Genomic DNA, 14,367 nt, shown 5'->3' with positions numbered 1-14,367 from the left:
TTTTTGCTTTATATTTTTTTTCAACACCTTCTAATATATTCAATCATCCCATCAATTGGATAAACTTATACTGGATATACTTATGAAAATCCAAATAACTAATCTCTGGTCCATGTTCAAATATAATAGAATATTCTTTAATCGTAAAACTATCAAAACTGCACTCAGGGTAATATTCAAGTACTCTATGAAAATCATACTCTTTCCTGTCTGCTGTCGTTTCTATCACCAAGCAGTACTCCTTGGTATGATAGGCTGAAATGAATTTGATTGGTTTTATGTCCGGGGAATTTTCTTCCGGTCTCTTTAATCTCCAGACGAATCTATCATCATGAACCCCCACAGGTAAATTCTTGCTGTCGTCTCGACGATATGCATTCCTGTCCAGACAAATATCCACAACTTCGCCTTCGTAGGGATACAAACAGCAAAAAGGAACCTCTATTGTTAACCCATTTTCCTTATTTATGGCTATAAAAACCAAATCTTTAACTAAAATATCACTTATTGCATCATATACTTCTGAATTCAATATATATCCACTCCTCTCGCTATTTCTGATAAAACACTGAATTAATAATGCATATGCATCATCTTGCATATATTGGATTAAGGATCGGTCTGCTATCACATCACCAGACCCCCTTCGAAAATATTATCCTAAAAGATACGCTCGCAGTTCTTGTTCCGCAAATTGGTCTATTTTTTTATCCAACTCCTGGAGTCTTTCTAAGAAATGACTCATCAGCTTATTAAATGCTGCATCTGTCTTGATGTTCATCACTCCATTTTCATATTCTGCTTCTTCCTTGGTAAAATCTGGATACTCCGCTTCAAACACATATTCCTCAACGACATTGTCCATAAACTGCAATATCGTATTAAATATTGTATCCGGAAGAACCAGTTGCTTTCTTTCTATCACAGCTCGGATTCTGTAGTATTCATCTTCATTCTCTATATTCATCTCACTCACAAAATTTTTTAAAACTTCGTAAATCTCCATAATCTGCTGTTTCTGAAATTCACTTACTGTATCCATTCTCTTGTCCTCCGTTTTCTCTTCCTCTATGTTTATCTTCTTTTGCAAAGCATCAGGATATCCCAAATAATCCTCCAATTCTTTCAAAAGCTCTGGGGTTCTAGGATCAGGTCCACTGGATTTATCTCTCTGCCAATATTTAACTGTGTCCGGTGATACATGCAGTGCTTCACCTATCCGCACATATAACTGTTGTTTAGAAGATATCCTGTCTCCATTAAGCTCCTTTTTCTCTACTATGCTTTTCAATATTTCTCTGAATTTCCAGTTGTCAAAAACTACCATTTCGTTATCCTCTCTTTCTTGATTCTGATTCTATTATATTCTACTTGTAAGCTTTCAGCGGAGGAGCAAAAAGAGGAGCAAATTCTCCCCTTTAATATCAACCTCTTGAATTTGGCGAATCCCATCCGCTATGTTATATCTGTGATTTCGTCATGGCACAATCTAAATAAAAACCGCACTTTGGTAAGTCTGATATCGTACCATACGCCCTTGCCGGAATTGCCGCCACGTTATCTCTCATGACGAGCACCTATTTCCGCCTCCAGCTTTATTCTGCATGGAAAGATATAATCGGAGTTTATTGTGCCTGGCACCAATAGTATTTGGCATTTCCATAAGCTTCAGAACAATCTGATAACCAGTTCATATTCTCCATGAATATCTGAAACAACAAAAGTAACTATGTCGGTCATCCCCCTTCGTTTCTAAAAATCTTTCCTAAGCCTTAATGTAATCCCTGAAAAGTATCGCCTCAACCGCAGGTGTTCTAGATGCAAATTCAGCTCTCTCAATACCATTGGTAATCAATAACCTTTCCCATATTTTTTCATAATGTTCAAAATCAAACTTTTGATCATCCAGTATTACGAATTCTTCAATTTCCGGATGTGATTCAAGGTACTCTTTTACGCCCTGTCCTCTTTTCCGCTCTTTATCAATGGTATGATCCGATATTTTCAATCCACACTGCTCGAGTTTTGATACAAGATATCTGTAATCGTCATGATTTCTATCCAGCACTTTCCAATCAGATGAAAGTACAATGTCACCACCTCCACATTTTTCAATAGCATTTGCAAGGACTTTAACTCTTGCATCGTCTATTCCTGTGTATCCATAAGGTGTTCGTTTAACGGTTGTTCTTGTGTTCAAGACACCATCAATATCAAGAAATACTACAAACCTCATTTGACATCCTCCAATAATCTTTTGTCTTTTATTCATCACAAATAGGCCACAATAATTTCCACTCCTCATTTTCCGCATGTTCTGGTTTATGTATGTTTTCTCCTTCCATAAAACAGATTTCATTTCTCTTTTCACAATATTGAATACCATTCATATCTGTTGTCCAAAGATCGTTTTCGCTGTCATTTACTAAACAGACATTCTTCATCAAAAGAGAACTGTCCGTCCTGCTGGTATAATATACTCCAAATAGATCCTGTGATACTTCCATTTTCATTACGCCTATATAAAGTAGTGTAACATCCTTCCGGTTTACATCGGTCTTTAGCACTTTCAAACAGAATGTATAAATCATTCCATTTCATATCATTCTCTGTCAGTCTTATTTTTTCATATGCCTTTTCTTTTTCCTCTCGTCCCTTCTTCTCTCGCTCAATTATCTTTTCTGTTCCGGCATACACAATCCGAATCACCTTTTCTTCTGGAACTTCTAAAAGCGGCCATATAACCTTATTTACCGTAGGCATCATATGATAGTGTTTCTCTATGCTTTCCATGGCAGAAATCACTTTATCATATAAATCATTTCGAATATAAAGATGCACACCGATTCCCCAATAGTATTCTTTAAATTGTGATTCATCCCGAAACGGAACTATTTCATCAAGTTTAAATCAGTCATACTCAACCAAACCTCGTTGATCTGCTAAGTATTCTTCTCCGTCTTCTGTATACATAAGCAAGGTACCTGGCCCGCCTAACCCGGATGGATAAGAATATGCAAAACAAACTACACGGTTAAATAATTTTTCGTTAAGATTTTCAAATTGAAACATTGTCATGTTCACCTCACAAATACTTATATTTCAGAACTACTTTTTACAATGAAATCCGCCCATCGTATAAAATTTCCATATGATTCTAATTCTTTTCTTACTGAATAATTATTTGACGCATACTTCACAATAATGCCAAAATGGTCTGGTGTTCATGCTCTCTATGAGCTGACGGTGGTTATGTTTTCTTTCATCTTCCCTATGAATCCGTGTATCTTCTTCCGTCAGTTCCTGTCTTGCCTGTTTCACAATTTCTGGCTTTATATCATCCATCCGAAGTATGATTTCATCATCAATCACCTCAAAGATTGCGTCAAATTCCTCCGCAGGATTCGGAAATTCTATCTGCTTCTTTTGCTCTTCATATACTTCTATGTTTTCTATATCCTCTCGTTTCTTGCTGTTCTCCATCCAACGTTCATTACTCGGATGCATCACATACACTTCTATTTTCACATCCATTTCGTTGCGTATTTCGTCAATATAAGCTATCCGCCGCTTTGCTTTAAAGAAGGTCTGTTCAGCTATTACATCATTGCCTTGCTTCAGTTCATTTATAATGTCATGAAGATGCTTCTCATTCGCTTTTTTAAGACAACGAAACTGTTCTTCAAATGTAATCCGCTCCTTGTTACCATGTTCATCATAAACCTTTTGCTGATAATCATAAACATCAAGAACAACAGCCTTTTCGTTAGCCAAATGATGTTCTATAAAATAAGTTTTCCCCGCTGCATTTGCACCAATCACAAAGGTTAATTTCTGCATATTGCTCCCCTCACATTTTCTATATCTGTCCTCCCTGTATCCGACAAAACAATCACCATTCTCTTATTCATGCAAGAATCATAACCTCTTTTTTCCAAAGCCTTTATAATATCCTTATCGTTTTCGTCAAAATTGTCCTCCATGCCTATACCGAAAACAAATTTATCATCATACTCATCAGGAATATCTCTTTTCCATTCATATAACTTGTACAACCAGTCCTCTCTGTTAACAACAGCAAAATTACGACCTGTCTGTAAGTACGGTTTGATATCTTTGAACAAAAGAAGTCCCTCTGCTTTTCTTTTTATATCACGTGGTATTTTATGAAGAACAATCTCAATTGCAGGCTCAAAAGTGCACTCCTTTATTTTTATTGAACTATTCGTGTCATCCAAATTCTGGGGAGAAGTGTATATATCCTTAGAAAATTCGACATCGACCATTCCTATTCCATACACATATAAATCCTTATATTTTTCAGCCGAAATATCCGAAATCATCAAATAATCGTGATAACATCCATCTTCAAAACATATTGATAATCTAGTGTTTCTTGCCAAATATTGCCTAATTTCCTTGAACTGAATTGCCATAATCATCTTCTCCTTTATTCTTTATCTCTACTCTATTTTTGCACAATTCAGCAACGGTCATAGGTCTGTGATGTGCTTGTACAAATGCCGCTGCTCGTTTTATCCCTTTCACCATTTGAATTTCCTGGTCTGAGTATTCACCATAATCTGTCACGATGTCTACGTGTTCCGGGTCTTTCAAAATCTCAACCAACACACTTTCGAATCTATGAACATGATCCATCTCACCATTATCCATGAAATGATAGATTAAACCTGTTCCAGCGAACTCCGATGCAATATAATTAATATCTCCACATTCAAATCCGTATCCTGTCTGCACACACCAAATACCGGAAGCATCATCTAGAACCGGAACATATTCACCAAGATATTTCTGTTCTAACAAGTCAGCTGAACCGCCTGCATATTCAGGCTTATTTTCAGCATCCATCCTAATATTCTTTTTACGGTAAAGATTCGTTAGATAGTTAAGATACGCCATTCTTTCATCTTTTTCATTCAATGTCATACGCTCAATATATATTGGATTGATATGTTCATGTTCAAACTCACCCTGATAAGCTACTCCGTCAAATTTAATATCTACACAAACCTGAACATCTGAATAATCCCCTCTTAGATTTTTATAAAACTCATAATCCTTATCAAAATAACTGAGGATGATTCCTACTTTTTCACAAAACTCAGTTGTATTCCAGCCACCATAGAGACTTCTTACAATGTCACCATGTCTGAAATCATGCGGAATAAATACAAAATCAAAAAGTGATTCATTATAAGGCAATGCTCCTAATGCAGTATTACACTTTCTGTAATACTTCTTATCCTTTTTTATCTGAACTAACGCCTTTGATATTCTGTCTTTCAATGTGTCATCAGATATTTTTTCCTTAAAACTATTTAACCACTCTACTTTTTTCTCGTAGGAAATCATAATATGATTTGCAACAATCGTAGCTTTCTCCAAGTCCGTAAATTCATGATGAATGCTATACAAATAAGCTCTTGTATCTTTTGATGGAATAAATTCATCAATAAAATTCTTTTCCATTTTGCCCTCCAAATAAATGCGACGCCAATCTTTTGGGATATACAATTGAACCCTCAAATATGCCCCCGGTCACCCGAAGACCTTGAAGATACCTTTACAGCTACAAATGTCAGCACAGAACATCTTGTCGAGGTATCCCTCTCGTTTTGCCCGTCGGCAAAACTCATATTCCATGGACCCTACATATAAATTTCTTCACTGTAGGCAGAAATCCTTACTGATGTAGACCTGTCTAGCTTTCACCAGCCACAAGACCTCACTGTTGAATAAGCTTGCCTTTAGCTACTTGCTTGTGATTTGATTCTATATATGCTTTTCACATATATCCGGGCGTTCATGCAACAGTGCCCATGCGGTTTGATGGTATCTTAGGCATATCACATTCCTCAAGTGTTGTAATTAAACTTATAGTTAAATCCGTTTCGTTTAACTGCGATACTCTCTCTACTAGATTTATCTTTCTTCCTTATACTACTATCCTAGCACAAGAGCACGGGGATATAGCCCCGTGCTCTTATACTGAATATATTTTATCTAAGCTCTCGATTTCATTTCTAATTCTGTCTCGGATAGTTTCTGTCTCAACTTCTATGTCTCTTATATTTTCAATTGCCCATTTTACAATAAAATATGGACTTTTTATAACTAATATACGATCATAGGTTTCTTCCTCATTCAACATATAAAAATCATCTCCAAAAGTTCGATAAATCAAATTATAAGCTGTATTATTTTCTGATCCATCCTCATTTTTCTTATGAACTCTAATTACTATTTTTTCTGCTTCATCATAAAAAACCTGCTGATGTTCTACAATATATTTATATTTTTCTTCTTTGGTCATCTCTTTCCCATCAAAGCTTCGCTTATATCTCTTGCATCTTCTTCCAGAACATTTATTTTTTTCATCATGTCGATAGGATAAAATCCAAGATTTTTCTTATGTCCATTGACAGCATCCTTACTCTTTGAATCCTGTAAACCTATTAACCAGTACATTCCTGTCATTTCTGTAACAAAATATGGTGAAACTATATATTCCCTGCCATCATGTATAACTTCAAATTTCCCTTTTGAATTATACTTATAGAGCTTAAAGGAAATCTTTTTTCTCTGTTTCTTTTCTAATACGTTATAGATATTACTTAACAAAATCCAAATATCTGGGATTTCCTGGTTTCCGGCTTTATATCTTCGCTGTCCTTCAAATAAAATGGATTCTTTTACACCATTTTTTTCAGTCAAATCATATAATGGATTACTTTTTATAACATTCTGTGCATATGAAGCACTTTCCATTATTTTAGATCCTGCACAATCACAAATAGCCTGAACTAAATTTTTCTTATCGTCAAGCGATAAATTATTCATTTCCATGATTTTCTGAATCAGTATCAATGCATATTCGGTATCTAATTTCTGTTCATACCAAATTGTCACGTCATCATCCTCTTTTTTATAACGCTCCTTTTTCCCAGTATTTTCTGTGAATTCTGTATCCATCTCAATAAGTCCGCTCGCATGTAATCCTACTATATTTTTTCTTATTGTATCTAATTTGCCCCTCTTTTTATTATCAGATAATTCTTGTCCATAAAATAGGTGCTCATATATTTGATGAATATTTACCGGATAATCCATGTTACTGTAATCCATCAGGTACTTAAGTATTGCTCTGCTATAATCAGTCTGCATTTTATGTTCCTCCTCGTAAACTTACACAACTATCTGCTTTTTGCATTTTTCTTTCAAAATATCAACTATCTTATTCGTACGATACACAATCACTTCTTTTGATTTATCAAGATAATCATTCATGATTTCCAAATACTCCTGATCCTGGTAATATTTTTCATTTTTCCGATTTTCATGCTCTGCTGTAATTAACAAGCGTCTCTCTAACGGAGTATTAAAAAGCAATTTCGGTTTATCATTTTCAAAGTAATGATTTAAGAAAAATATTTCTTTCCACTGACTGATCTCCAGGAAGAAAGGATTATATTCTGGGTTCTGCTGAAGCTGCATTTCAAACATATTCATCTTAATATCCCCATTTTTCACCTTGTTCTGATACTTTTCCACAGCAACCAAAAACCAGTCAAAATAGTCTCGCATTCCTTCGCAATAATCTGTATTATAATAACAACCCCTGGCTCCATTAATCCCGTATTGAACGCTACTTCTATTGGGAATTACTATAAAGTTACCTATTTGATGGTATAATCTTGAGAATTCTTTTATCTTGTTCCAAAGAATTATGTCTTTATCCGCTCCAAAAAATTTGGCACGATATCCAAATTCATTTTCCTTGCTTTCCTTACCAAATAAGGAGCCAAACGAATTTATTGTATCTCCACGGAAAGCATATGTTCCTTTTAAATCCCATGCTCCCATTTTCTCAAAGGTCAAGTCATAAATGTCTCCCCATAAAATGATATAAATTGCTTGTACGATCAGGTACATATCTGGATCACCTATATTTCCAATGAACTTTGTAAGATTATCAAAACAAAATGCCCGCATTGCATCAATATCACCGTCTAATTCCTCTTCTACAAAACTGTTCAAAATCTTTAGTGCTTTTTTATAATCCATTGTATTTTCATATTGATTTCTATTCATACTTCTTTCCTCTCCTTCTACTTACTCATGACTTCATGGTCTGTTGCAACCTTAATTGCAAAATCATATACCCACTCACCGCAAATATAAAATATAAGCGGTACACATACATCAGCTATTTGCTGAACACTAAAATTCAAGATATGGTTCATCGACTCTTGAAAATACATTTCCAAAAGTTCATATCTGATATGGCATCCATTAAATATATCTCCGTTATCTTCATCCAATATATATACATGGTTATAGAGCTTATCACAATCATACTTCAAATGCCTATTCAAATAATTAATCAGTCTTGCAGCTCTTATTGCTTCCTCTTCATTGTGTACAACAGGCTGACAATAGTACGACTGGCAATACAAATGCGCCTCTCTAAAACGAATACAGGTTTCTATGTGACCGCCTATAACTTCCGGAATACTGGCACATAAATATATCGTATCTAATGAATCCACATCTATAAGCTTTAATTCTTCATTAACAAACTTATATTCAATAGCATTTTTCTTGAAATAATCAAATACTTTCTTCTTTGCCTGTGACTTATTCATTTCATCACGCTCCTATAAATCCTTTATTTTCCCTTATTCAAGTTTTATTTAATATACCGTATCATAAAAGGTCGGGGATTTGTCCCCGACCTCTTTTTTTCTGGCATATTAATCTACTAAAATTTTGTGATACCGTTTTATTTCTTTTGGATTTCTCAAATATACCTCGCTTTCTTTTTACAGAATTTTGATTTAGTCAGTGTACTATTACTCCATATCCATCAGTTCTTCTTCGAGCTCTTCCTCGGACAGGTTGCTGTACATATCTTCAACGATATCCCAATACATGTCCCAGTCATTTTCATAATACTCCATAATAAATTTCTCCTTTCCTTTAACCCCTTCTCTTACTACCAAAAGTCCAACTGTACGTTTTGCCGGAAACTTTTATATAACAGACAAAAAATGACTAGATTCACATCTAGCCATTTTTACGGGGTCTATATTTAATAGTGTTTGTTATATTATCCATTTTGGCGGGGTCTTTATTTAATAGTATTTTATATGCACTTTAAGCTTCCTTGCCCATGCCCCATATCCTTTATGATCCAATATTTAGATTTATCATAATCCTTTATCTGTTCCTCATCAATAATGCGAAATTCGAAATATTCCAGGAACTCCTGATTTATAGCCATTTTGACAAATTGCCATCCTTTCTCTTGACTATAAACTTCCATAATTGGTTTTTCATCTGGATTTCCCCACACGCATTCAGGAAAATACCAGTTTTTTCGTTCTCTTTTGTAATCATCAAGACCATACCATCCCAAAAGTTTATCTCCATACAATAGTATAAATTTTTGTTCTTTCGGATGATATTCTCTGCTAAGAAGATACATTGCAATATTCTTCAACAATTTTTCCCTTGTTTTTTCCTGAAGCGAATGTATTTTTCCATCTTTCCCTGGTTTCATGCTGTATAAATAAGTAAATCGCTCTTTTTCTTTTTTTGCCGGAGTAGCAGACCTGTCTTTTCGCAATACCATGTAACGTTCACGCAATGGTCCCCGGTTTATAGCATTCGCTATTACAGAGTCTAATGTTATATGGTCTTCTGCATAATCTTTCTCCATCAGACTCTCTCCCCATTGTTTTTCAATTGTATTCCACCTTTTCTCTTTTTTCGTCTTCTTGGCGCAATGAAACATCCAATATTGCTTTAGCCATCCGTCCGCTTCTGGATATTTTTCAAACCAATTTGAAATACTCTGCCTGTCAATCTGTAAACCAGATTCATCAAAATCAAATCCACACCAGCGTTGTAAAATAACTCGTGTATCGTTTAGCAGTTCATTATTGACCATGCCGTCAGAATTATAAATTTCATTCTGATGGCACTTAGAAAAAATGTAGCCTCTGGCAATTACAATAAGAATCCTTTCAATTCCAAACAGATTACCATCTTCACTGAAATTGTTTGTTAATAATTTCGGCTGGATTCTTGGTTTTTCTGATTCAGGAGCCTTTACATATGCTTCAAATTCTAATATTTCATTTAACATATATCGCCACCTGCCTTTATATAAGGATCAATATTATCCCATTCAAATGCCTCCCAGAAAAACCTTCTGGCTTTGTCCGAATTTTTTGTACTTTCATATAATGCAGGCACTTGATAAACAGAATCTAAATCTGAATTCTTTATGATTTCTCTAAGTTTATTCTTACATATTCCATAAATCTTATCCTCTACATTTGTTATATTATTTTCGTAAAATTCCAGAACCAGCTGTTCTAAACTTGCATCAAGTTCTTCACAGGGAATTGATATCTTTTCATTTTTTTTCAAATCTCTTCTTTTTATACTGTCAAATGTTTGAGATTTAGGTCCTTCAATCAGAGTAAGTATTAACCACAGTGTCTTATATCCCTGCTGATAAAAATGATATAACACTTCCCGTTCCTCTTCGTCAAGGCTGCTTTCATTAAATCCATTTCCGATAATCTGTTCTAATGCTTTTCCCCTGTTGTCATACGGCTGTAACAGCCACTGCACTTCATTCATACGATCTTTCATATCTTTTATCGTATTATTCTCATCCACATACGGCCTGATTTTTCTTTTGATATTAGGGACTATCGTTCTTTCAATATGAATTGCATTTTTCTCATCATATATTTGGAACAAATTTGTCTGAAGATTCTCTGATGCATAGAACTTATCTTTCTTTTCATTTTTTTAATAAGATTAAAAATGTTTGCACATAAAAGAAATAATACTCCAGCACCATCTTACATTGCTTTTTAAACTTCTCAATTTTTTTCTTATCTTCCGATGATATCTTCCTCGGATAAGCAAAAAAACTAGAGGTATCTTTTATCTTTTCTTTCGATGACTGATATTTCTTTAGCTCGTTTTCAAAATAGACTGGTAATTCATTAATGTATGTACCTTTAGCCGGAATCTGGAATTTTGCTTTCTTCTTACAGCCCTTAGCTGAAATGCAAAGACTCTCTTTATCTCGTTCAACTGATAATTTTCTAAAATCGTAATTTTCTTCTCCTCGTAACTTCTCAAAATCTTTCAAAAAAACAAGATAGGGACTCTTTTCGATTTCTGTTTTCAATATAATATCCAAATTCGGATGCTGGCCATTCTTAGCTGCATCAATTTCTAATCCGGTCAATAACGTACATTTTTCACAAGATGGCTCTTTTGATTCAAACACAATTTCAGCTTGTTTATTGTTGATATACTCATCACTTTCTTCTTTTAAATTTCTTCCATACTCAACCTGTCCGATAGAAATGGCGGCATTTGATATCTGACCTATTCTATTAGAAAATGTATTTTCAATATGTCTGAATGGAACATACTTTTCCGGTACAATCTCCGGACTCTCCGAAGCTGGAATCTTAACAACCGAAATATTCTTTTCCCAATATTCTATTATTTTTCCATCTATTTTTCTCACGCCTTTTTCTTTTTGATACCCTCCAGACGCAACCGCATTCACAACATCCTGGTTAAACACTACACAAACTAAATCGCCATCAAAATCAGCCCCGCCTAAGCACAAAGGCGCAACTGAACCTCTTGGTACCATTACAATACCAGTCAATTTACCAAAATATTTATTGTATAATGCCAAATGTTCCTTAAATATCTCATACTCTCCCCATCCTATATATGTTTCCGCATCTGTGTCTATAAAACGCTGCATAATAATTTGCTCATTCCTTGACAGATGCGGACTCCTGAAAAACGCATAATATGAGTTATAATTCAGATGAAGTTCTTTATCTAATTCCCGGTAATCCTCCATCGGTAAATAAAAACGCCCATACAAATATCGTGGATAAAAACCCAAAATATCTTTCTTCTTTTCCAACAGACTTACAAGTAATGGCAACAAATCTCTGCATAAATATCTCGTCTGCCCTTCCACAAGTATTTTCCCTTTTGCTAATTTCGTCAGAAGACCCTTCCGTGTATTTTGTAACTGTTTTTTTATATACACATCCGTTTTCAGTTTCTGATTCTTAAACACCGCTTTCTTCCAATTAGGAATATCACTTGTCAAACCAATCTTATCTCTTTTACTGTAGTCGTTGCTAACATTATTATCGTTATTATTTCCCCATTCTTTAAGGAAATCTATTGGATTCTCTATATAATTACAATGATGGTTGATTACGTTTGAAAACTGTTTTTTCGAAAAATCCAATGTATTAATCATCTGATAACTTAAATGAGTAAATTTTGAATGTCCATACGGCAAATTTGTTCCTGATATATACAACGCATGCTCATACTTATTCATCGCATCACAATAAAACTCCATCGGATGTCCGTACTTATTGTCTTTTAAATTAGATAAATGCTTTATTAGCCATTTCAGCCCTTTAAACATGCTTTCCGTAATAAAAATGTGTGCCTTACTCAAATCACGCTTCTTACCAAAAACATCCTTATACCAATTCTCTTTACCATCCTTATGAATATTATATTCTTCCAGAAATTGATGGACATCGACCTCATGAAGCATTCCCTTCATAAACGGAAGTCTTATTTGAAAAGATGTTGCGCCCGTAGTTCCCAATGCCTCATTAATATAGGAAGCATATTCTGGAGAAATGAATCCTGCTCCGTCAAATGGAATATCTACTTCCAACAGTTCTTCCCTCTTGGTCTTCAAGAAAGTGCAATTTATCTTCTCTTTTGAGCCATCTTCTTCTACGTCCAATTTCGCTGTTGCAATCGTAATACCTTTGTCGTAGTAATAACCCGTTATCGGTTTTGAAGGATTCTTTTCATCCTTTCGCACATCATGTAAAACAACAATTGTATCCGCATCGATAATTAATTTCTTATGATTGATCCTTTTAGATGATGACAAATATAATCCCCTGTATGAATAATATTTACTTTCCTTCACCGGAATCTTTGAAAAGTCCATACCTAAATTCAAACGTGTATTCAACCCCGCATAATTATTTTCATCAATAAAAGAAATACGACTATGTCTGCTCATATTTCCACTCTTATCAAATGCAATCATGTGAACTGGTTTTTCATGATTTTCAAAATAGATATCAAATCCGTTCTCCACAATATCTTTCGCATTTTCCAGATAATCTTCATGTCGCTCTTTTTGTCCCGGAAATGCTGAAATCTCATCTAACGGAAGAAATATATCTCCAAAATCAACAATTACAAATTTATCAAATAACGTTGTATTTGTAATTTTAAATGGTTCGTTATTCGGCTGAGAGTTCCATGATTTTTCAATTTCCTTGAAAAATTGATGAAAGAGCGGGCAGTCTTCCATTTCATTTTCCTGTTGAACAACTAATTTATATAATGCACGATTCGCATATTTCAGCGTAAAACATTTCTGATCTTCCGTTATTTCTTTCGGAAAATATTTAAAAAATGCCTTGGCATCAACAGTGATTATTTTCTGCTTAATCTCTGACATAATTTACTCCTGTGTATTCGGCTAGATGCTTGGGATTTCGGCTACTGGTGGCTGATGCCAGTCAATAGAAGTAAGACCAGCTATTAATCGATCCCATTCTGCGGAAGCTTCTAAAAGTAATTGTGGACTTGGTGTAGTATTTTCTTTATACTCAGCATACATAGGTTGTAAATCAGCTATCTTTTTCACGTCTATGTTTTTTCCCTTCAAAACTAAATAATAAAATTCTAAACCATTAGTGTATAGAACCTTTTAAACTTCTCGAGATGGCTGAGAAGTTGTGCTTTTTCCTTATAAGACAATTTTGCATCTTTTAATTCAATTTCAAAATCCCACTCATTTTCTGTTATTTCTATAGATGTCTTTTAATTCAATTTCAAAATCCCACTCATTTTCTGTTATTTCTATAGATGTCAAATTTAATCTTACATTTTCATTAATCGCTATTGTCTTGTTCTCATCTTCTTCTATTAAACAATTTAAGTTACCTACTGCTCGTTTTAAATCATCTATTTTATCTACATTTTTCTCCTCTAATTTCACACAATATGAACGGGTATTCTCTCTGTGTATATGGAATCCTCCCATTTTTCCCCAATTAATATATTCTGCATCAATACTAGCACTAGTAAGCACTTTTGTAATAGCTTTCTCTATTTGTTCATCAACCTCTTTTACATAGTCATTATTATCATCTATTTCTTTTCTATATTTTTCAATGTTATTCATCTATTTCTTTTCTATATTTTTCAATGTTATTATCATCTTTTTCGTTC

17 protein-coding genes are annotated in these 14,367 nt (G+C 34.3%); all 17 read right to left on the bottom strand.

Annotated elements, in window-relative coordinates; all coding sequences use genetic code 11:
- Window positions 1-43: 43 nt before the first annotated feature.
- A complete protein-coding gene (locus tag DXB52_RS13110) occupies window positions 44-631 on the bottom strand; it encodes a hypothetical protein (protein ID WP_118107708.1) in 588 nt (195 codons plus the stop codon).
- Between the two features lie 24 nt (window positions 632-655).
- Complete coding sequence (locus DXB52_RS13105) at window positions 656-1,327, bottom strand: hypothetical protein (protein WP_118107706.1); 672 nt, start codon at window positions 1,325-1,327, stop codon at window positions 656-658.
- A gap of 438 nt (window positions 1,328-1,765) precedes the next feature.
- Entirely contained in the window at window positions 1,766-2,386 is a 621-nt protein-coding gene (locus DXB52_RS13100; protein ID WP_472520182.1) for an HAD domain-containing protein, read from the bottom strand.
- Between the two features lie 32 nt (window positions 2,387-2,418).
- Complete coding sequence (locus DXB52_RS13090; protein ID WP_118107700.1) at window positions 2,419-2,841, bottom strand: hypothetical protein; 423 nt, start codon at window positions 2,839-2,841, stop codon at window positions 2,419-2,421.
- A 69-nt stretch (window positions 2,842-2,910) separates the two neighbouring features.
- Window positions 2,911-3,072: a hypothetical protein gene (locus tag DXB52_RS16210; RefSeq protein ID WP_181989209.1), complete on the bottom strand. Its 162-nt coding sequence runs from the start codon at window positions 3,070-3,072 to the stop codon at window positions 2,911-2,913.
- A 108-nt stretch (window positions 3,073-3,180) separates the two neighbouring features.
- Window positions 3,181-3,840, bottom strand: coding sequence for an ATP-binding protein (locus DXB52_RS13085; RefSeq protein WP_118107698.1), 660 nt, complete (start codon window positions 3,838-3,840; stop codon window positions 3,181-3,183).
- Window positions 3,828-4,436, bottom strand: coding sequence for a hypothetical protein (locus tag DXB52_RS13080; RefSeq protein WP_118107696.1), 609 nt, complete (start codon window positions 4,434-4,436; stop codon window positions 3,828-3,830). The genes DXB52_RS13085 and DXB52_RS13080 overlap by 13 nt, the downstream gene beginning before the upstream one ends.
- Window positions 4,411-5,490: a hypothetical protein gene (locus DXB52_RS13075; protein WP_118107694.1), complete on the bottom strand. Its 1,080-nt coding sequence runs from the start codon at window positions 5,488-5,490 to the stop codon at window positions 4,411-4,413. The genes DXB52_RS13080 and DXB52_RS13075 overlap by 26 nt, the downstream gene beginning before the upstream one ends.
- Window positions 5,491-6,004: 514 nt before the next feature.
- Entirely contained in the window at window positions 6,005-6,334 is a 330-nt protein-coding gene (locus DXB52_RS13070) for a hypothetical protein (protein WP_118107692.1), read from the bottom strand.
- A complete protein-coding gene (locus tag DXB52_RS13065; RefSeq protein ID WP_118107690.1) occupies window positions 6,331-7,185 on the bottom strand; it encodes a hypothetical protein in 855 nt (284 codons plus the stop codon). Before DXB52_RS13065 ends, DXB52_RS13070 begins: the two co-directional genes overlap by 4 nt.
- Window positions 7,186-7,206: 21 nt before the next feature.
- The gene (locus tag DXB52_RS13060; protein ID WP_118107688.1) at window positions 7,207-8,112 is read right to left on the bottom strand and encodes a hypothetical protein; all 906 of its coding nucleotides are present in this window, start codon (window positions 8,110-8,112) and stop codon (window positions 7,207-7,209) included.
- Between the two features lie 17 nt (window positions 8,113-8,129).
- Window positions 8,130-8,666, bottom strand: coding sequence for a hypothetical protein (locus DXB52_RS13055; protein ID WP_118107686.1), 537 nt, complete (start codon window positions 8,664-8,666; stop codon window positions 8,130-8,132).
- A gap of 500 nt (window positions 8,667-9,166) precedes the next feature.
- Entirely contained in the window at window positions 9,167-10,171 is a 1,005-nt protein-coding gene (locus DXB52_RS13050; RefSeq protein ID WP_118107684.1) for a hypothetical protein, read from the bottom strand.
- Window positions 10,165-10,713, bottom strand: a complete 549-nt coding sequence (locus DXB52_RS13045) for a hypothetical protein (RefSeq protein WP_181989208.1) — start codon at window positions 10,711-10,713, stop codon at window positions 10,165-10,167. The genes DXB52_RS13050 and DXB52_RS13045 overlap by 7 nt, the downstream gene beginning before the upstream one ends.
- A 127-nt stretch (window positions 10,714-10,840) precedes the next feature.
- The gene (locus DXB52_RS13040) at window positions 10,841-13,441 is read right to left on the bottom strand and encodes an RNA dependent RNA polymerase (protein ID WP_472520185.1); all 2,601 of its coding nucleotides are present in this window, start codon (window positions 13,439-13,441) and stop codon (window positions 10,841-10,843) included.
- Window positions 13,442-13,612: 171 nt separating this feature from the next.
- Window positions 13,613-13,780 carry a hypothetical protein gene (locus tag DXB52_RS16205; RefSeq protein ID WP_181989207.1) on the bottom strand — a complete coding sequence of 56 codons (168 nt, stop codon included), beginning with the start codon at window positions 13,778-13,780 and terminating at the stop codon, window positions 13,613-13,615.
- A gap of 147 nt (window positions 13,781-13,927) precedes the next feature.
- Complete coding sequence (locus DXB52_RS13035; protein WP_118107678.1) at window positions 13,928-14,320, bottom strand: hypothetical protein; 393 nt, start codon at window positions 14,318-14,320, stop codon at window positions 13,928-13,930.
- Window positions 14,321-14,367 lie beyond the last annotated feature (47 nt).

This window comes from Ruminococcus sp. OM04-4AA (genome assembly GCF_003462585.1).
In the GTDB taxonomy this organism is placed as follows: domain Bacteria; phylum Bacillota; class Clostridia; order Lachnospirales; family Lachnospiraceae; genus Mediterraneibacter; species Mediterraneibacter faecis.
This window is presented reverse-complemented; position numbering and strand designations above follow the sequence as displayed.